Source organism: Stenotrophomonas sp. CASM101 (assembly GCF_049384845.1).
Taxonomy (GTDB): domain Bacteria; phylum Pseudomonadota; class Gammaproteobacteria; order Xanthomonadales; family Xanthomonadaceae; genus Stenotrophomonas; species Stenotrophomonas hibiscicola.
On the sequence record NZ_JBMRFR010000004.1, the window covers coordinates 118,523 to 137,529 of the forward strand.

22 protein-coding genes are annotated in these 19,007 nt (G+C 63.9%); all 22 read left to right on the forward strand.

Annotated features, from left to right (window positions below; translation table 11 throughout):
- Positions 1–477: a hypothetical protein gene (locus VG543_RS08830; RefSeq protein WP_423178431.1), complete on the forward strand. Its 477-nt coding sequence runs from the start codon at positions 1–3 to the stop codon at positions 475–477.
- Complete coding sequence (locus VG543_RS08835; RefSeq protein ID WP_423178430.1) at positions 477–845, forward strand: HNH endonuclease; 369 nt, start codon at positions 477–479, stop codon at positions 843–845. Before VG543_RS08830 ends, VG543_RS08835 begins: the two co-directional genes overlap by 1 nt.
- A gap of 142 nt (positions 846–987) precedes the next feature.
- A complete protein-coding gene (locus tag VG543_RS08840; RefSeq protein ID WP_423178429.1) occupies positions 988–1,416 on the forward strand; it encodes a hypothetical protein in 429 nt (142 codons plus the stop codon).
- Positions 1,409–3,103 carry a terminase large subunit gene (locus VG543_RS08845; protein WP_423178428.1) on the forward strand — a complete coding sequence of 565 codons (1,695 nt, stop codon included), beginning with the start codon at positions 1,409–1,411 and terminating at the stop codon, positions 3,101–3,103. Before VG543_RS08840 ends, VG543_RS08845 begins: the two co-directional genes overlap by 8 nt.
- A complete protein-coding gene (locus VG543_RS08850; protein ID WP_423178427.1) occupies positions 3,100–4,392 on the forward strand; it encodes a phage portal protein in 1,293 nt (430 codons plus the stop codon). The genes VG543_RS08845 and VG543_RS08850 overlap by 4 nt, the downstream gene beginning before the upstream one ends.
- A 3-nt stretch (positions 4,393–4,395) precedes the next feature.
- The gene (locus VG543_RS08855; RefSeq protein ID WP_423178426.1) at positions 4,396–5,262 is read left to right on the forward strand and encodes a head maturation protease, ClpP-related; all 867 of its coding nucleotides are present in this window, start codon (positions 4,396–4,398) and stop codon (positions 5,260–5,262) included.
- A gap of 11 nt (positions 5,263–5,273) precedes the next feature.
- The gene (locus tag VG543_RS08860; RefSeq protein ID WP_423178425.1) at positions 5,274–6,485 is read left to right on the forward strand and encodes a phage major capsid protein; all 1,212 of its coding nucleotides are present in this window, start codon (positions 5,274–5,276) and stop codon (positions 6,483–6,485) included.
- Positions 6,486–6,539: 54 nt separating this feature from the next.
- Positions 6,540–6,899, forward strand: a complete 360-nt coding sequence (locus VG543_RS08865) for a hypothetical protein (protein WP_227852768.1) — start codon at positions 6,540–6,542, stop codon at positions 6,897–6,899.
- A 3-nt stretch (positions 6,900–6,902) separates the two neighbouring features.
- Positions 6,903–7,247 (forward strand): head-tail connector protein, encoded by a 345-nt coding sequence (locus VG543_RS08870; protein ID WP_227852770.1) that lies wholly within the window; start codon positions 6,903–6,905, stop codon positions 7,245–7,247.
- Positions 7,248–7,309: 62 nt separating this feature from the next.
- Positions 7,310–7,516 (forward strand): hypothetical protein, encoded by a 207-nt coding sequence (locus VG543_RS08875; protein WP_227852772.1) that lies wholly within the window; start codon positions 7,310–7,312, stop codon positions 7,514–7,516.
- A complete protein-coding gene (locus tag VG543_RS08880; RefSeq protein ID WP_423178424.1) occupies positions 7,513–7,848 on the forward strand; it encodes a phage head closure protein in 336 nt (111 codons plus the stop codon). The genes VG543_RS08875 and VG543_RS08880 overlap by 4 nt, the downstream gene beginning before the upstream one ends.
- On the forward strand, positions 7,841–8,323 hold the full coding sequence (locus VG543_RS08885; RefSeq protein ID WP_423178423.1) for an HK97-gp10 family putative phage morphogenesis protein: 483 nt from the start codon (positions 7,841–7,843) through the stop codon (positions 8,321–8,323). Before VG543_RS08880 ends, VG543_RS08885 begins: the two co-directional genes overlap by 8 nt.
- Positions 8,320–8,685, forward strand: coding sequence for a tail completion protein gp17 (gene gp17, locus VG543_RS08890; RefSeq protein WP_423178422.1), 366 nt, complete (start codon positions 8,320–8,322; stop codon positions 8,683–8,685). Before VG543_RS08885 ends, gp17 begins: the two co-directional genes overlap by 4 nt.
- A 63-nt stretch (positions 8,686–8,748) precedes the next feature.
- A complete protein-coding gene (locus tag VG543_RS08895; protein WP_423178421.1) occupies positions 8,749–9,468 on the forward strand; it encodes a phage tail tube protein in 720 nt (239 codons plus the stop codon).
- On the forward strand, positions 9,465–9,854 hold the full coding sequence (locus tag VG543_RS08900; protein ID WP_423178420.1) for a phage tail assembly chaperone family protein, TAC: 390 nt from the start codon (positions 9,465–9,467) through the stop codon (positions 9,852–9,854). The genes VG543_RS08895 and VG543_RS08900 overlap by 4 nt, the downstream gene beginning before the upstream one ends.
- Positions 9,855–9,937: 83 nt before the next feature.
- Positions 9,938–10,147 carry a phage tail assembly protein T gene (locus VG543_RS08905; RefSeq protein ID WP_423181116.1) on the forward strand — a complete coding sequence of 70 codons (210 nt, stop codon included), beginning with the start codon at positions 9,938–9,940 and terminating at the stop codon, positions 10,145–10,147.
- 62 nt (positions 10,148–10,209) lie between these two features.
- Positions 10,210–12,699, forward strand: a complete 2,490-nt coding sequence (locus VG543_RS08910) for a phage tail length tape measure family protein (protein ID WP_423178419.1) — start codon at positions 10,210–10,212, stop codon at positions 12,697–12,699.
- Positions 12,699–13,157, forward strand: coding sequence for a hypothetical protein (locus tag VG543_RS08915; RefSeq protein WP_423178418.1), 459 nt, complete (start codon positions 12,699–12,701; stop codon positions 13,155–13,157). Before VG543_RS08910 ends, VG543_RS08915 begins: the two co-directional genes overlap by 1 nt.
- Positions 13,154–13,636 carry a DUF1833 family protein gene (locus VG543_RS08920; protein ID WP_423178417.1) on the forward strand — a complete coding sequence of 161 codons (483 nt, stop codon included), beginning with the start codon at positions 13,154–13,156 and terminating at the stop codon, positions 13,634–13,636. Before VG543_RS08915 ends, VG543_RS08920 begins: the two co-directional genes overlap by 4 nt.
- On the forward strand, positions 13,633–14,010 hold the full coding sequence (locus VG543_RS08925; protein WP_099559396.1) for a nitrite transporter: 378 nt from the start codon (positions 13,633–13,635) through the stop codon (positions 14,008–14,010). The genes VG543_RS08920 and VG543_RS08925 overlap by 4 nt, the downstream gene beginning before the upstream one ends.
- On the forward strand, positions 14,007–17,069 hold the full coding sequence (locus VG543_RS08930; protein ID WP_423178416.1) for a host specificity factor TipJ family phage tail protein: 3,063 nt from the start codon (positions 14,007–14,009) through the stop codon (positions 17,067–17,069). Before VG543_RS08925 ends, VG543_RS08930 begins: the two co-directional genes overlap by 4 nt.
- 21 nt (positions 17,070–17,090) lie before the next feature.
- Positions 17,091–18,983: a hypothetical protein gene (locus VG543_RS08935; protein ID WP_423178415.1), complete on the forward strand. Its 1,893-nt coding sequence runs from the start codon at positions 17,091–17,093 to the stop codon at positions 18,981–18,983.
- Positions 18,984–19,007: the final 24 nt, after the last annotated feature.

Consider the following 19,007-nt stretch of genomic DNA (forward strand, 5'->3'; position numbering starts at 1 on the left):
ATGAACCGAATTGCCATCTACCTTCTGGTGTTCGTCGCCTGGTCTGCTGGCATGTTCGGCGCAGGCTGGGCCTGGCGCGGTGATCGGGCTGAGACCGTAGACGCCCGGCAGCTGGCCGCCGCCAGCGCCGCCCAGGTCGAGCAGATCACCCAGACCCGTGCTGTAGAGCACAGCCAGGCCGAGGCGCTGGCCGCCATCGGAGCCAAGCATGAAGAAGACCGCACCGCGGCCACGGCCGTCCCTGCTGCTGTTGCTGCTGGTCTGCGCGATGGCAGCCTCCAGCTGCGCGACGATCTCGCCACCTGCAACACCGCTCGCCTGTCCCAAGCCGTCGCCGGCGCCGTCGAACGTGACCAGACAGCCCAACTACGAGCAGAGGTCGCGGGCGCTCTTGTTCAAATCGGACGAGACGCCGACGACCACGTCCGTGCCTGCCAAGCCGTGATCGAGGCAGACCGGAGCCGAGGACCAGGCTGATGCCACGCCGCGCGCCGAAGCACAACGCCATGCCGAGACCGGCGGTCGTGCACGTGCCGGCCGCAGCAGTGAGGCAGACCACGGCCGAGCGAGGCTATGGCAGCCGATGGCAGCGCGCCCGGGCGACCTTCCTGCTCAGGCATCCGCTCTGCGCAGAGTGCCAGCGGTCTGGCCACGTCACGGTCGCGACGGTGGTCGACCACATCAAGCCTCACAAGGGCAGCCAGGCGCTGTTCTGGGACACCGACAACTGGCAGCCCCTCTGCAAGCCCTGCCACGACCGCAAGACCGCGACCGAGGACGGCGGGTTCGGGAACTGGCATCGAGGTGCAAAGGCCAGCCCGAAATGCACGCGTGGACGCGAATGAATCGCAACAACGGCAGATAGGGCGGGGGAGGGTCAAAAGTTGGGGCGGTTCGCCTCCCTGACCGTGCGCCCAGAGTTTTTTTTGCACCGTCAGTTGAGAAAAACCATTTTTTCGCGGCCAGGTTGCCGCTCCTGGACTACCCATGGCGAACCCGCGCAAACCGACATCGCTGAAAGTGGTGGCCGGCACGGACCGCCCCGACCGCGCGCCGGCGGCGCCGGCCGCTGACCTTCCGCTGGTGTCGGATGTTCCACCGGCACCGGACTGGCTGCCGAATGCGCATGCCATCAAGGAGTGGGACCGGCTGGCGCCGATCCTCCACGCGAACAAGCTGCTCACCGAGGCCGGGCTTTCGGCGTTCGGCCAGCTCTGCGCTCTGCACGGCAACACCGTGCAGCTGTACGCCGCCGGGCTGGCGCCCGTGGCCTCGATGGTCTCCCAGCTGCGTGGGCTGATGAACGACTTTGGCCTGACGCCGGTTGCCCAGGGCAAGGTGAAGCCGTCGGGCGAGGCCGAGAAGACGGGGAACGCGTTCGCCAGCAATGGTGCGAAGCGGAAGCCCCGTGCGTGATTACGTCGGCATCGCCACGGCCTATGCAGAAGAGGCCGTAGCCGACAAGAAGGGCCGGAAGTTCGGGAAGTGGGTGCGTCTGGCCGCGAAACGGTTCCTCGCGGACCTGAAGCGAGCGCGGCGGAAGCGTCCGCCGTTTGCCTTCGATGAGTGGCATGCCTGCGACCCGTGCGACTTCATCGAGAAGCTGCCGCACGTCGAAGGAAAATGGGCGCGGCCTGAGATCGAGCTGCACCGGTCACATGTGTTCTTCGTCGTGCAGCTGTTCGGGTTCCGCAACCTGGACGGCAGCAGGCGCTTCACCTCGGCACTGTTCGCGGTGGCGCGCAAGAACGCCAAGTCGACCCTGGCGGCGGCGATCCTGCTGTACTGCCAGTGCTGCGAGGAGGAGGAGGGCGCCCAGATCATCTCGGCGGCCACCACCGGCAGCCAGGCACGCATCATCTTCAACGTCGCCAAGCGGATGACGGAGAAGACGCCGGACCTGCAGGAGGCCTTCGGCTTGGCATGTTGGGCCAACTCGATCAGCCGGATGGAGACCGGAGCCAGCTTCAAGCCCATCAACGCCAAGGCCAGCACGCAGGACGGCCTGAACCCATCCCATGTGGGCTTGGACGAGATCCATGCTCACAAGTCGGCGGACCTGCTGAACGTGCTGACCTCAGCAGCCGGCGCGCGCAGCAATCCGCTGTGGCTCTACACCACGACCGAGGGGTATACCAACCCGGGCCCATGGGGAGAAATCCGGCAGTTCGCCAAACAGGTGCTGCAGGGCATCCTCGGCGATTCGGCCGACCACTTCCTGGTGGTGTTCTACGCGGTCGATGAGGACGACGACGAGTTCGACGAGTCGGCGTGGCCCAAGGCCAATCCGCTGATGGACGCCAACCCGCACTTACTGAAGGCCATCCGCAAGGAGGCTGTCGAAGCGCGGCAGATGCCATCGAAGCTGGCCGAATTCAAGATCAAGCGGCTCAACCGCCCGGCATCCTCTGCAACGGGCTGGGTCGACCTGACGAAGTGGCAGAAGGGTGGAGGCGCGGTCGACCTGGACTGGCTTGCCGGCCATCCCTGCTGGGCGGGCTTGGACCTCGCGAGCAACCTGGACCTTACGTCCTGGCGGCTGGTGTGGAAGGTCGACGAGATCTACTACACATGGGGCCGCCGGTTCGTCCCAGAGGATGCAGTCCGCGCTCGAACAGAGCGTGGGGTTGTGCCTTACGCGGGCTGGGTCGCGGCCGGCCTGATCGAGGTGACTGAGGGCGAAGTCACCGACTACCAGGTGGTAGAGGCGCGCATGAGGGAGGACATCGCCAGGTTCAATCCGCTGGTGATCGGCTTCGACAAGTGGAACGCCCAGGAGATCACCCAGCGGCTGTTGGCGGAGGGTCATCCGCTGATCGAGTTCGGCCAGACCACGAAGAACTATCACCCGGCGATGCAAGAGCTCGAGCGCGCCTACATCAGCAAGAAGATCCGGCACGGGAACGACCCCGTTCTGAACTGGTGCGCGTCGAACCTCATTGCTGTGAAGGACGGAAACCTGAACATGAAGCCTGACAAGAAGCGCTCGCCGGACAAGATCGACGACATGTCGACGCTGTTGATGGCCATCGGGCTGAGCATGCCGGCGGCCTCCCAGGCTGACGATGCCGGTGATTTCATTGCCAGTCCGGTGATTGGATGAAGGCCGTGGCGAAGAAACCTGGGCGCCTGCGCGCTGCGGCGCTCAAGTGGCTTGGGGTTCCCATCCATCTGACCGACGGCGACTTCTGGGCGGACTACTTCGGTTCGAACTCGGCGGCTGGTGTGCCGGTCAACTATCAGACCGTACTGAAGTTGTCAGCGGTCTGGTCCTGCGTGCGCCTGATCTCGGAGACCATCTCCACGCTGCCCCTTTCGATGTACGAAAAGACGAGCACCGGCAAGCGCGTGGCGAGCCACCATCCGCTGCAGTTCATCCTGCACGATCAGCCGAACTCCGATACCACTGCCGCCGTGCATTGGGAAGCGAGCGTTGCGGCGATGCTGCTGCGTGGAAATGCTCGCTGCGAGAAGCTGATGATCGGAGGCCGGGTGGTTGGCCTGCAGTTCCTTCACCCCGACAGGCTGACCTGGTTCCGCCGCGATGGGGTGAAGGTCTGGCGGTACACGGATGAAAACGGCCTGCAGCGCGAGATACCAAACGACCGGGTTTGGAACATCCCTGGTTTCTCCCTCGACGGGAAGGAGGGAGTCTCTGTCATCGGCTATGGTGCCGAGGTGTTCGGCGCCGCCATCGGCGCTGACATGGCGGCAAGCTCAACGTTCTCCAAGGGACTGATGCCGACCACGGCTATTTCCTACCCGAGCACGCTTAAGCCCGACCAGCGCAAGGAGGCGCGGGAAACGCTGGAAACACTGAGCGGAGCCGTGAATGCCGGGCGTCCGGTCATCCTGGAAGCAGGTTCTGAAATCAAGACGATCGGCATCAACCCGGCCGATGCTCAGCTGCTTGAGTCGCGCGCGTTCTCGGTGGAGGAAATCTGCAGGTGGTTCCGAGTTCCTCCGTTCATGGTCGGCCATGCCGAGAAGTCGACCAGCTGGGGCACGGGGATCGAGCAGCAGATGATCGGCTTCCTGACTTTCACCCTCGGCCCCTGGCTACGTCGAATTGAACAGGCGATCAGTAAGGATCTTCTTTCGCCGGCTGAGCGCACCAAGTACTACCCGAAGTTCGCGGTAGAGGGGCTTCTTCGCGCCGATAGCGCGGGTCGCGCGGCCTTCTACGCAGCCATGGTCAACAACGGCATCCTGACCCGCGACGAAGTGCGTGAGCTGGAGGACCGAGAGCCCATGGGGGGAAACGCGGCTGTACTGACCGTGCAGACCGCACTTGCACCGCTGGACAAGCTCGGACAGTCCGAAGACGGCAATGCCGCTCGCGCGTCGATGCGCGCATTTCTTGGCGTTACCGACGCCGCCAGCAAGGAGTAATCGATGACCATCCGTGCAACCCCGGGCGTTCCGAGCGGACGGCCGCAGATGGATGTGCGCAGCTACATCGCACCGTCGGCGTTTGATCGCTGGGATTCCAGCATCCGCGCTGCGGTAGAGGATCAGGAAGACCGGACCATCGGCATCTACGACGTGATCGGCGAGGACTGGTGGACCGGTGGCGGCTTCACTGCGAAGCGCATGTCTGCGGCACTTCGTTCGCTGGGCAAGGGCCCGGTTACCGTCGCCATCAACTCTCCGGGCGGCGACATGTTCGAAGGCCTGGCCATGTACTCCATGCTTCGCGAGCACCCTGGCGAGGTCACGGTGAAGGTGATGGGTATCGCAGCCTCTGCCGCCTCCATCATCGCCATGGCCGGCGACCAAGTGCAGATTGCACGGGCGGGCTTCCTGATGATCCACAACTGCTGGCTCCTGGCCGCAGGCAATCGCCACGAGCTGCGGGAGATTGCCGACCAGCTGGAGCCATTCGATCAGGCAATGGCCGATGTGTACGCGGCCAGAACCGGCGAAGACCTCAAGGCCATGCAGAAGCTGATGGATCGCGAGTCTTACATCGGCGGCAGTGCTGCCGTGTCCCAGGGCTTCGCCGATTCGCTGCTCGACTCCGACGAGATCGGAAAGTCCGATGACAGCAAGAGCGCCTCTGCGGTGCGCCGGATGGAGGCCGCTCTGCGGGCCTCTGGCATGCCCAAGTCTGAGGCGATGCGGCTGATCAGCCAGTTGAAGCCCAGCGCGGGTGATCCCGCTGGCAGCGGTGAGGGCGAGCCCACCGAACACGGCCAGCGTGATGCTGCCGGCTTCACGACCACTGCGGCGCTGGCCGCAAACCTCACCACCATCCTGTAAGGAGAGCCTCAATGGCCCAGATCGACGACGACATCAAGAACATCAACGCCAGCCTCGGGCAGGTGAACGAGCAGCTGAAGAAGCATGCGGAGCAGGCGAAGGCCGATATCAGCGCCCATGCGCAGCTGTCCGAAGAAACCAAGGCCAAGGTCGACCAACTGCTGGTCACCCAGGGCGAGCTGCAGGCCAACCTGCAGGCCGCCCAGCAGGTCATCGCCAAGCTGGAGCAGGGTGGCGGTGCACCGGCCAAGGCCCTGACCATCGGCGAAGTGGTTGCCGCGTCGGATGCCTGCAAGAACTTCAACCCGGGCATGCAGGGCAGCTTCACGGTCAGGGCGGCGATCACCCGCGAAGACGCGTCGGCCGGCACCCTGATCCAGCCGCAGCGCGTGCCCGGTGTGGTTGCAACGCCGAACCAGCGTCTTTTCATCCGCGACCTTCTGACCTGGGGGCCCACCTCCTCGGACAGCATCGAGTACGTGCGCGAGACTGGCTTCACCAACAACGCGGACGTGGTGGCTGAAAACCCGACCAATCCGAAGCCGGAGTCGGATCTGGCGTTCGAGCTGGACTCGGCCAAGGTCGCCACCATTGCCCACTGGATTCGCGCGTCCAAGCAGGTGCTGCGCGATGCCAGCATGCTGCAGGCCTACATCAACGGCCGCCTGATGTACGGCCTGAAGCTGAAAGAAGAAGCGCAGCTGCTGAAGGGTTCGGGCGTCGGCCTGAACATCAACGGCCTCTACACCCAGGCCTCGACGTATGCGAACCCGGGCGTGACCGTGCAGAACGAGACGGCCATCGATCGTCTGCGCATCGCCATGCTGCAGGTGACCCTGGCCGAGTACGAAGCCGATGGCATCGTGCTGAACCCCATCGACTGGACGACCATCGAGCTGTCGAAGACCACCGATAACGCCTACCTGTTCGCCACGCCGCGCGGCCTGGCCGTCCCCGGCCTGTGGGCGCGCCCGGTCGTGGCTACCAAGGCTATGGACGTGGGCGACTTCCTGACCGGTGCCTTCAAGATGGCCGCTCAGGGCTGGGACCGCGAGCAGGCGAACATCACCGTCTCCAACCAGGACCGCGACAACTTCGTCAAGAACATGGTCACCATCCTCTGCGAAGAGGACGTGGGCCTGACTGTCTTCCGCCCCGAGGCCTTGGTGAAGGGTGGTTTCGACGGCCTGCCGGTCACCGACGGCGCTGGCGCCGGCGGCTGACACCACGCGGCGCCTAGCACAGCCGGGTGCCGCCCCTGACGAAGGAACCAGATAATGGCCAAGGTCATTGCACTCACCTCGTTCGAACACCACGGAAGCCGTAGCCGCGGCGCGGAGTTCGATGTATCCAACCAACACGCGGACTTGCTGGTCAAGCGTGGCCTCGTGAAGCTGGCTGGCGAGGCGGCGGCCGCCGGCGGTGGTCCGGCTGCTCCGACTGGCGAGGCCAACGATGGCGCTCAGCTCGTCCGCCAGAAGGCTGCCGACGCGATCGCGGCGATTGCGTCGGTGACCGACCTCGCGTTGCTGGACGCTGCGCTGAAGGCAGAGACCGCCAAGGGCGAAAAAGCCCGCGCCACCGTGATCGAAGCCATCGAAACCGCCATCAAGGCGGCGACGCCGGCCCAGGCCTGAGCCATGCAGCTGATCACCATCGAGCAGGCCCGGCAGCACTGCCGGGCCGATAGCGCCGACGACGCCATGCTGGAGCTCTACGGTGGCGCCGCAGAGGAGGCGGCGCAGGAGTTCATGAACCGGAAGGTGTTCCCTGACTCCGACAGCATGGCGGCCGCTGTGCTGGCCGGCACTGCAGGGTGCGACCCGATGGTGGTGACCGATGCCATACGCGCGGCGGTTCTGCTGATGCTGGGACACCTCTACATGACCCGCGAGGACGTGCAGTCCAGCGCAGGAGCCACGGTGAAGATCCCGATGGGTGCGCACAGCCTGCTGTGGCCGCACCGGGTCGGTCTGGGCGTCTGACGTGGCCTGCTCCGGCTGCGCGCGCCGGCGCGCCTGGCTCATGAAATGGATGCGAGAAGCGAATGAACGAGCAAAGCGAATTGCTGGCCGCCCTGCGAGCCCAGACCGAAGCGACGCACCAGCTGGTGGCGGCGCTGCAGGAAAAGACCAAGGCCGACCTGGAGAACGCCAAGGCGGTTAACCGTCTGGTGGACTACCTGTGCGACAGCGAAGGCGGCGAGGCGGAGGCGGCCGGCTCCGGCAACTACCTGAGCGGGAAGCCGCGATGATCGCCGCCGGCCGTCTGCGCCACCGGGTGCAGCTGCAGCGCCAGGTACACGGCCAGGCGCCCGAAACCGGCGCGCAGACCGTCAGCTGGGAGCCTCTGGCCGATGTGTGGGCCGAGGTGGCCGCGCTGTCGGCCCGGGAGTTGGTCGCTGCCAAGGCGGTGGACAGCGAGGTCACCATGCGGGTGACCATCCGCCAGCGCGACGATGTGACCGACAAGTGCCGGGTGATCCACCGCGGCAAGATCCTGAACATCCATGGTGTGCTGCCCGACCCGGTGAGCGGCCTGGAATACCTCACGCTTCCGTGTAGCGAGGGTGTCAACGATGGCTGATGGCATCCGATTCGACGTGAGCGGCCTGGACGGCATCCGCAACAAGATGGCGCAGGTGAAGCGCGAGGTGAACTACAAGGGGGGCCGGGCCGCGCTGCGCCGGGCGGCCAACGTGCTGCGCGACCAGGCGCAGAGCAACGCCCGCCGGGTGGACGACCACGAAACCGAGACCGCAATCTGGAAGAACGTCGCGGTTCGCTGGAATGGCCGCGCGTTCAAGCAGGATGGCGTGCTGGCGTTCCGTGTTGGCGTTCTGGGCGGTGCCCAGGCCGGCCGCGCCGCTCAGCAGGGGACGAGCAACCCCGGTGGCATCACCTGGTACTGGCGCTTGCTGGAGTTCGGCACTTCGAAGATGGCTGCGCAACCGATCTTCCGGCCGGTGCCGGACCAAGCCGGCCCGAAAGCCGTCGATGTGTTCGCGCGCAGCTTCAACCAGGCGCTGGACCGCGTGCTGGCCAAGCAGGGGGCGGCATGATCCCGCCCATCTTCCCGCTTTGCATCGCATCACCAGCGGTGCTGCTGGCCTTTGGCGACGCTCCGACCCGTGTCTATCCGTTCGGACTGATCGAGAAGCCGCCTGCACTTCCGTATGCGGTCTGGCAGACGGTCGGTGGTAGCCCCGAGAACTATCTGGCCCAGCGCCCTGACGTGGACGCGCTGACCACGCAGGTGGACGTTTATGCAAAGAACGAAGCATCCCTGATTGAGGGTGCCACCGCACTGCGTGATGCCTTCGAACCTCGCGGGTACATCACCCGCTGGGGCGGCCAGATGCTTGATCCCGAAACGAAGTTGTTGCGCCTGTCATTCGATGTGGACTGGTTGGTCCCCCGGTAACGCCCGCTACAAACCCACCCACGCCCCGCACTGCGGGGTTTTTTATTGCCCGCAGGAGAAACGATGAGCATCCTGACCCAAGGAACCCAGCTGTACGGCCTGATCAACGGCGCTGTCCGCGAGATCGAGTGCATCACGGCCTTCAACCCCGGCACCGCGCCGGCAGACCAGATCGACGACACTTGCCTGTCAGAGACCAACACGCGCACCTACAAAAAGGGCCTGCGCACGCCGGGCCAGGCGTCGGTGACCATCAACGCCGACCCGAAGAACGAGAGCCACTACCTGTTCTGGCAGCTGGCCGAGCAGGTGGACGGGGGCGACCCGATCCAGTGGGCCATCGGCTGGTCCGATGGGGTGGACATCGAACCCACCGTCCAGCAGGCCGGCAGCATCTCGAACATCGAAGTTACGAACGGCGGCACCGGCTACACGTCGGCGCCGACCGTGACCATCACCGGTGGCGGCGGCACGGGCGCCACGGCCACGGCCATCGTCGATTCCGGCTCGGTGATCGGCGTCAACATCACCAACCCCGGCACCGGGTACACCAGTGTTCCAACCGTTGCATTCAGCGGCGGCGCTGGCACCGGTGCGGCGGCGACGGCAGAGCGCTCGACGGTGGCCGAGCTGGTCCTGCCGAATACCCGCACCTGGTACACCTTCCAGGCCTACGTCAGCGACTTCCCGTTCGACTTCCAGGGCAATGCGGTGGTGACCACTGCCGCGTCCATGCAGCGCAGCGGGTCGGGCGTCTGGCTGCGTAAGGCTGAAACCCCGTGAGCCGGGGTGCCAAGAAGCCGGCCAACGCACGCGCAGTGAACCTGAGCGTGGCCGGCCTGCAGAAGGTCGGCGCGTTCACCGGCCGCCCGGTGGAGAAGGAAATCCGCTGGAAGCAGGGCGACGAGGAGCTGACAGCCACTGTCTATGTGCGGCCGCTGGGCTTCCAGGCGGCGGTGTCGGATGTGCTGTCGGCCACGAACAAGCACGACGGCGTGGCCGGCCGCATCGCGGCCAGCATCTGCGACCAGGACGGCAAAGCGGTTTTCACCGTCGCTGATATCACCGGCGAGGCCGATCCGGACCGCGGCGCCTTGGACGGCAACCTGTCGGTGGCGCTGCTGATGGCCATTGGCGAGGTGAACAACCTGGGAAAAGCTACGAGCTGACCCCGGAGGATGAGCTGTGGTGCGAGCTGGTCCTGAACGGGATCGGCGGCCGCAGCATCGGGGAGGCGAGGGAACGCCTCTCCATCCGGGAGTTCCAGCTCTGGAGCGTGTACCGCGCCAAGCGCGGCAGCCTGAACTTGGGTGGGCGGATGGATGCAGCTGTAGGGATGCTGGCCGCTTTGTTCGTCAACGCCAACAAGAAGCCTGGCTCGACCCCGTTCAAGCCTTCCGACTTCATTCCCTACGCGGACGCCGAGCCCATCAGCCTCGAGGAGGCGATGAAGCAGTGGTAGCTGGCGCGTAGGGCGCGCATCACCTGGCCGGCCACCGGTCAGCCCTTGCAGCAGAGAGAGCTATGTCCAGGAACCTTGGTACGCTGACCATCGACGTAATCGCCGAGGTCGGCGGCTTCGCATCCGGCCTGGACAAGTCCGAGCGCCGTGCGGAGAAGTGGCGGAAGAAGGTCGAGGCCGAGGCGAAACTGGCCGGCCTTGCGCTGGGCACTGCGATCGCTGCGGCGGTCGTGATGATCGGGCGTAACACCATCGCGGCCGAGCGCGAGGTGGCCCAGCTGGATGCCATCATCCGCTCCACCGGTGGCGCGGCCGGGTATACCCGGCAGCAGCTGCTCGATATGGCCGACACCCTGTCGAGCAAGTCGACGTTCAGCGGCGGCGAGATCGTCGAGGCCCAGACTCGCCTGCTGTCGTACTCGGGCATCCTGGCGTCCAACATCCCCCGTGCGATGCAGGCGGTCATCGACCAATCGGCACGCCTGGGCATCAGCGTCAGTCAGTCGGCGGAGACCATTGGCCGCGCGCTGGAATCGCCCAGCAAAGCGGCCGCCGCGCTCGCCCAGCAGGGCTTCGGCGCTGCCTTCACGAAGGAGGTGCGCGGCACGATCGACGAGCTGGTCAAGGCCGGCAAGGAAGGCGAGGCCCAGGTGATGATCCTGGAGATCCTTGAGGAGTCGTACGCCGGCGCGGCGCAGGCGGCCCGTGACACCTTGGGCGGTGCTCTGCAGGCCCTGGGCAACACCCTAAACGACATCACCACCGCCAAGGACGGGAGCCTGAAGGGGGCCACCGACGCGGTAAACACGCTGGTCGAGACGCTGAACGATCCGGCCACGAGGGAGGGTTTCAATAACCTGATCTCGGGCGCGGTTGAAGCAATCGGCACGATGGCAAAGTTCGCGTCCACTGCGGCCAACGTGACCAAGTTCGTGGCCGAGAGCCTGGCCGCCCGCGTCAGCGGTCCTGACATGGCCGACGTGGTGCGCGTTGAAGATCGCATTGAGCGCCTGCAGAAGACCCTGGCGGCTGTGCAGAACTCGAAGGGCACGCTGGGCTTCTCCATGCTCAACGCCAGCGAGCTGATTCCAGCGGACATGGTGTCTCGACCGGATACCGTGATTCGGCGCCTTCGCGGTGAGATCGAGATGGAGCAGCGCAAGCTGGCTGAAGGCCAGCGCATGCTGGAGCAGGCGGCGAAGGCTGCCAGCGCGGCCGCGTCCATCCCGGATGGGGTGACCGGAGACGCGGCTGCTCGTGCTGCTGCGGCCGCAGCAGCAGCGGACGCCGACAACGCCAAGGTGCGGCTGGCGGGGCAGCAGCAGCTGCAGCGCGCCTATGAGTCTGCTTCGCTGCAGCTGCAACGGCAGATCGAGCTGTTCGACACCAGCGCGGATCGCTCTGGCCGTGCCACGGAACTGCAGCGCCTGAACTTTGAAATGGCGCAGGGGAGCTTGAAAGGCCTGAACTCCGCCTCCCAGGAGCGCCTGCGCGCGCTGGCCACCGAGATTGACCGGTTGGCAGTCGTGAAGTCAGCAAACGAGGAAGCGGCCAAGGCCACTGAGGCTTTCGTCAAGTTGAAGGACGAGCTGAACAAGAAGGACTCGCTCGGCGTCGATCTTGCCCGAGACCGCCTGAAGATCCTTCAGGCGGCTGCGGATGTTGGTGCAGCGAATGATGAGGACTACGCAGAAACCGCCGCTAAGGTAATTCGGCAGGTCGGAGGAAGTGGCGCGGCCGACTACAAGGGGCCGGACGCTCTCTATGGTGGATCAAGCGGAGAGTTTGCAAAGATCGATTCTGCACAGGAAGCTGAGCGACAGAAGTTCGCGGCGCAGCTGGAAGCCCTGGAGGAGAATCGGCAGGCTCGGTTTGATCTCGAAGCAGAGTGGAATGCGCAGGAGCTGCAGCTGCGTGAGGAGCACGAAGCCAACTTGGGACGCCTCGACAGAGCGCGGTGGCAGGTTGCGGCCACAGAGGCTCAGTCGGCTCTCGGAAGCATCACGGACGTGATGCGGACGAGCTTTGGCGAGCAATCCGCGCTCTACAAGGCTGCATTCGTGGTCCAGAAGGCGGCAGCTATTGCGCAGTCTGTCATTGCGATCCAGCAGGGTATGGCTATGGCCGCCGCCAACCCTTGGCCGACCAATCTTGCTGCTATTGCTTCGGTAGCCGCTGCAACCGCTGGCATCGTCTCCAACATCGCAGCAGTAGGCATGGCCCACGACGGTATCGACAGCGTTCCCGAGACTGGAACTTGGCTGCTGCAGAAGGGCGAGAGGGTCACCACTGCAGCCACCAGCGCCAAGCTGGACGCAACCCTTGACCGCGTGTCGCGTGATTCCGCCGGCGGTGGCCGGGGGGACACCAACGAGTTCAATTTCAACGTGAACGGAACTATCAGCGAGCGGGAACGGCTGATGCTGGAGCAGACCGTCACGCGTGCGGTGACCCTGGCGCGGCAGGACCGTGTGGCGGACACGACGTCCGGAACCGGTCCGCAATCACGCGCGATGCGTTCGAACTGGAATGTCAGAAGGAAGGTCGGGTGATGGCGCTGATTATGCAGCCGAAGTGGTTGCCGGAACCGCTACGCGAGGGCTATGGGCTGCGCCACATATCACCGTTGACTCGTTCAACCTTCGTCAGCGGTAGATCTTTGCCGCGGCGAGCATACACCGCAACTCCAACACAGACAGAGGTTCGTTGGTTGCTCAATGACGGCCAGGCGGCCTTGTTTGAAAGGTGGTTTGAGGAAGAGCTGATCGATGGTGTGAGCTGGTTTGCCTGCCGGCTCCGCAGCCCGCTAGGAATGGATTACTACAAGGCTCGATTCACTGACATTTACGAGGGCCCGACATTGACCAACGCGAACCTGTGGATGTTTGCCGCGACGCTTGAGCTCTATCGACGACCACTTCTTGCTGAAGGATGGCTGGAGTATCCGGAGGGCGTGCTTCGGGCCAGCGTGATCGATCTGGCTGCTAATAGGGAATGGCCTGAGTCATGAGCATTCTGGAAAGACTGTATGCCTCTGGCGGCAGCGAGATCGAGCACGAGACGCTGGCTATCACCGTTGGTGGCGAAACCCACTATCTGACCAGGGGGTGGGAGGACCTGACTGCAGTTCTTGAAACGGGCCAGACCGTCACCTTCAAGGCCTGCGGTATGGACGTGGCCAAGCCGGCCCGCAATGCCGACGGTGTGCAGGATCTGCGGTTCGCCCTGACCAACATTGATGGAGTGGTGAGCACCAAGATCCGCGCCGCGCTCGCCGCGCGACAGGAGATGAAGGTAGCCCTGCGGGTCTACCTGAGCAGCGATCTGCTGGCGCCCATCAAGCGTCCGCTCTCGATGGTCATCAAGGGAGGGCAGTGGTCGGCTACCGAAGTCCAGATCACGGCCGGCTTCATGAACATCCTCGACACGGCCTGGCCGCGCGACCGCTTCAACCTCTCCAAGCACCCTGGTCTACGCTATATCTCATGACGATCGACCTTGAAAAGTACCTGGACGTCGTCTGGGTCAGCGGCGGCCGCGTGTTCCCCGAGCTGGACTGTTATGGCGTTGTCAATGAGGTTCGTCGGGATCTTGGGCTGCCAGCGTGGGATGAGCATCCCGGGGCTACCCGTGACGATCTGCCCGAGCTGGCACAGCAGGCGGTTCTGCAGCACGCCGGTAGCGACTTGGTAGAGGGCGCCGTGGCGTTCTGCTACGAGGGCAGCATGGTGACCCACGTTGCCGTGCTGGTAGAGGTAGACGGCCGCATGTGCACGCTCGAATGTAACGACGGCCGCAACGTGACGGTCCTGCCTGTGGCGCGCTTTGAGCGCCGCTTCAACCGTGTGGAGTATTACGCGTGATCCGGGTGTTTCCTTCCCGCATGCCCGGTGAAGCGCTGGAAACCCACCAGCATGGCCGGATGACGGTGGACAGCTGGCTGCGGGCGAACGTGCGCGGGTACACCGGAGAGCGTGAACAGCCGATCGAGCTGGAGGTGGACGGCGCACCGGTTGCGCCTGGGGCGTGGGCAAGAACCTGGATCGACGACGGCAGCGACGTGCGCATCTACCCGGTCCCTCATTACGAGGGCATTGCCGCGGTGATCTACTGGGTCGTGGTTGCGGTGGTGGCTGCGTATGCCATCTACATGGCCAACAACCTGCCTGGCAGTCGAAACGGGCAGGGCGACAACCTCAGCCTCGACACGGCGCGGGCGAACACGGCCCGGCTCGGGAGCCCCGTCCGCGAGGTTCTGGGACGGTGCCGAGTTTGGGCCGACTACCTGGTGCAGCCGGTGTCTCGCTTCGTGGGGGAGAAGTCTTATCGAACCCACATGTTCGTGTGCGTGGGGAAGGGCCGGCACATCATCCCCGAGGGTTCGGCCCGGCTGGGGAACACGCCCATCAGCTCGTTCGGCAGCGATGTGCAGATGACGATCTACCCACCGGGCACCGATGTCGGTGGCGACGTGCGCTCCGAAAACTGGGTTAACTCGACCGAGGTGGGCGCTACCGCCTCCGGCACCGCCGGCCTGGATCTGAGCGACACGGCAGACGTGTCTACGGGCATCAACGCAGACTCGGTGACGGTATCGGGGAACGTGATCACCCTGAACAACGCGACGGTCACCGACGCGAAGGGTAACGAGCGGCCGACCAGCTCCGTGCCCAGCAGCTGGGTTGTCGGCACCGTGCTCACGCTAAAGGTTGCGGCTTCCTTCACGGCGACCACCAGCGGCCTTTACTCGATCATCGCCGGCAGTGCTGTGGCGGAACTGGCGCCCTACGTGGGGATGCCGGTTTTGCTGACCTACAACGGAGCCGATTACGCGTTGTTCGTGGCCAGCTACGTTCCAGGCTCGCCCGCAGTGCCCGGTGTTGGGGGCAGTGCTGCCCGTGTGACGGGATCGGCCGCTGCGAGCAACTTCGACTTCAGCGGTTCTCCGGTCACCTTCGGGATCGGCTGGCGGGGAACCACCTACAGCGTTGCGCTGGTGGCCAACTACATCACCCTCGGCGTGCTACTGACCGCCATCAACGACCAGTTGGTGGACAGCGGCTTGGTGGCTACCCAGTCCGGCGGCGTGGTGACGATTGCTGAGGTGGCCAGCCCGTTCGCTGGCGGGAACATCACCTACAGCGGACTGCCAGCGCCTGTCTTCGGCAGCAGCCCAACGTCCACGGCGGGTGTGGCCACGACCGGTGGAACACCTGCGACGCAGCCCCGCGTGACGTTGGCCTATGACGGTCCGACCGGCACTGCTTTCGGGGGGCTTCCACCTGGTGTGGTGTCCCTGGCAATGTCGCGAGGCCAAAGCGACTATCGAATTGTGGCCGTGTCCGGGCTCACCTTGGCCGTGGAGCGGCTGACAGAGGCTGGCGTGGTCGACACGAGCTGGCCAGGTTGGATCAACCGGATAGCCACCGACTACAGCGCCACCGGGATCCAAGAGGGCGAGGAGTGGCTGGGGCCATTCCTGGTGTGCCCGAGCGGCGAAACCACAGATGCATTCGAGTACGACTTCAACTTCCCCAGCGGCCTAATCTGGTACACCAGCAAGGGCAACAAACGCACGTTCACCGTCAGCATCCGGGTTGGCTATCGGGTGTATGGATCGGGTGCGCCTTGGACGGTTCGGACCCACACCTATACCGGATACTCCGAGGATGCCGTGGGCTTCACCGAGCGCATCACCCTCGGCACCCCGGGGCAGGTCGAGGTTCGCGTCAGGCGGGTGACCGAGCGCGGAGGAAACTCAGCGAGGGATGCGTGCTACTGGCAGGGCCTGCGCGCGCGCCTTTCGCAGCGGCCAACGCGCTACGACGACCTAACGACCATTGGCCTGACGGTGACCACCGGGACGAAGCTGGCGGCGCAGACTGACCGCCGGTTCAACGTCGAAGCTACCCGGATTTACGAGCAAGGCACTGCACGCAGTATCAGCGGCGCCATGATCCATGTCATGCGGTCCCTTGGCCTGCCGGCGGACCAGATCGACACGGACACCCTGCAGCATCTGGAAGACACCTACTGGACGCCACGGGGCGAGTTCTTTGACTTCAGCGCGGAGAAATCCGGCACCAGCGCATTGGACATGCTGCAGATGGCGGCCCAGGCGGGAATGGGGTACTTCCTGCTGATCGATTCGATGTGCTCGGCCGGCCGTGAGGGGGTGAAGACGTGGCGAGGCGGGATCTCGCCGCAGCGCCAGCTTGAGCCGCTGAGCACGTCCTTCATTTCGCCGGGCCCAGACGACTATGACGGCGTTGACGTGACCTACATCGATGAGGTGACCTGGGCGGCAGAGACCGTGGAATGTCGGTTGCCTGGCGTCCCCGAGCCATGGAAAGTTGAGTCCTACGAGCTTCATGGTGTAGGGACGCGTGATCGCGCGTACCGGATCGGCATGCGTCGGCTGATGAAGCATCAGGGGCAGCGCCTGACCTACAAGACCAAGACCGAGATGATGGGCCTGGTCTACCAGTATGGTGACCGGGTGAAGCTGTTCGATGACATACCAGGGTCGAGCACGACCAGCACCATGATCGAGTCGGCACGATTGGAGGGCACCCGCCTCCTGATCGAGGTGGGCGAGTACCTGGACTGGACCCTTCCGGCGCCGCGGTGTCTGGTCCGTTTCCAGGACGGGACGCTATCGAACGTGATGGTGCCCACCCGGGTCGACGACCACCGGTTGACGATCGCCGCATCGGCGTTGCCGGGCGAGCACGCATTCAACACTTGGATCTTGGATGACCCAACGATCGACCCACCTGAGCTGATCTTCTGCGACAGCACGCGCGCTGGGTATGACGCCGTGCTTGCCGAACTGACGCCAGGCGAGGATGGCTCGGTCGAGTTGACCGCCCTGCAGTACGACCCGGATTTCTACATCTACGACGACGCAGCCGCGCCGTAGCTTCATCGGAGACGAAATTAAATGACCACTTTCAGTACTGGTAATCCCGTTCCTTCAAGCGCTGCGAAAGATCTGTACGACAACGCCGAGAACCTCGATCAATCGATAAACGGGGATTCGGATACTTGGAGGGATCGTCTTGGCCGATTGCGCATGTCAGTCGCTGGCGCAGTGCGTGTGCTTGCGAGCGCTGTATCAGCCGCTCAGCAGGCTTTAGCGCTTGAGATCGCGAGGATGCGGGCAGAAGCCGCCTTGGCGGTGGAGGATGTGAAGGCCCAATCGGAAGTCATACTGGCTGGCCTCGGCTACCTGGTCCCTGTGCCGTATTCCAGTGGTTTGATAGTGGAATCGGCGCGCTTCACGGTTTCCCACGACGGGGCCGTCTATGGCGCAGATCCAAATAGAATTCCCTTCGAAACTGGTGCGCAGTTCGATCCTGCGGAATGGCGGTTGCTGCAAGGCGTGACGATGGAGGATATGAAGGGCAATGGAGAGAGCATTGTTCAATTTACTCCGGCAGGCAGTGCCGGTGTACGGCGCGCCGTCAGGTCAAAGCTGCGAGAGACCATTAGTACTTCGGACTATGGTGCGGTCGGAAACGGCGTCTCGGATGACCTGTCTGCTATTCGCTCGGCGCTGAGCCAGGCAGACGTTGGCTCAATCAAGACCGTAAAGGTGATCGGCCGGGTGGGGGTTAGCGACACGGTGCAGGTTCCTGCCGGAGTGACCGTCGATTGCACGGATGGAATTCTGGTTGCGCTACCCGGTTTTCCACTGCAGCGACCTGTCTTGCGGTTCGGCGATAGCGCGAGCCCGGTTGCTGGTCGGTGGCGAGGAACTAGCCCCTGCTTGAAAGTTGACTGTGGTTCTCAGGCAATCGTCGGTATTGAGTTCTCCCGCGTCTGGGGCCGGACGGACATTCAGTACTGCGAGGTGATAAATAGCGCTTTTCGCGGCATTTACGTTGTATCAGGCTGGGGTCTATATCTTCACAATGCCGACGTAAGTGCTCCGACGGTCTTGAGCGGCGCTGCAGCAAATGCGGGGGTTGATAGCATTGGAATCGAGTTCGCTACGTCTGATTGCTATCTTGGGCCATCCGCGATCTACGGCTTCTTTGTTGGATGCCGGGTCCGCGGTCCAAACAACACCCTCGTTGGCGTTCATCCATTTGGCTATTACCAGAAGGACGGTGTTGCACAGAGTTGCCCAATGGGTGTGGGCATCCATGTCATGGGTGAATCAACCGCACTGTATGGGTGTATCCCGGATAGCCCATCGATGATCGACTACAACGGGAGCGCATCGCTCGCCAACGGTGGCTACGGAATCTTCTTCTCTCACGATGCTTTCAGGTTCAGAGCCAATGGTTGCACAGTGCTTGTTCCAAATCGTGCAGGATCCGGCGAGGTCGCACCGGTAGGGAAGCTGGTGGCTTTCCAGGTTGCTCAGTCTGGCTCATGCACGGACTGCGAGGTTCAAGACCAGACGAATGGCGCTATTCTGCAGCGCTTCGGTGGGCCTAACATCAGCACGAGCAACATCACAGGTAGGCGTGAGTCCTATACGTACTCTCAGGCCCAGCCAATCCACAACAGGAAGCCATTCTTTGCCAAAGGCATTGAGTTCGGTACTAAGGATTCAAATCCCGATGAGCAGCTGGAAACGTTCGGTGCCGTCGGCTTCTCTGTCCCCAATCGCGCCAGATTTAGAATTCTGAGCAACTACGAAGGTGACAAGCAGTCAATACTGGTGGAGCGGCTGCAACGCGGCGATACCCAGTTTCGGAATTCCACAATCTCGCCCATCCTTGGGACGATCGACGCCGGTTACAGGTTCTGGGACACATCCTTGGGTAAGCCGGTGTTCTGGAGTGGATCGCGATGGGTAGACGCTATGGGAGCATCGGTCTAAAGAGCGGCCTTTCTGGCAATCCGC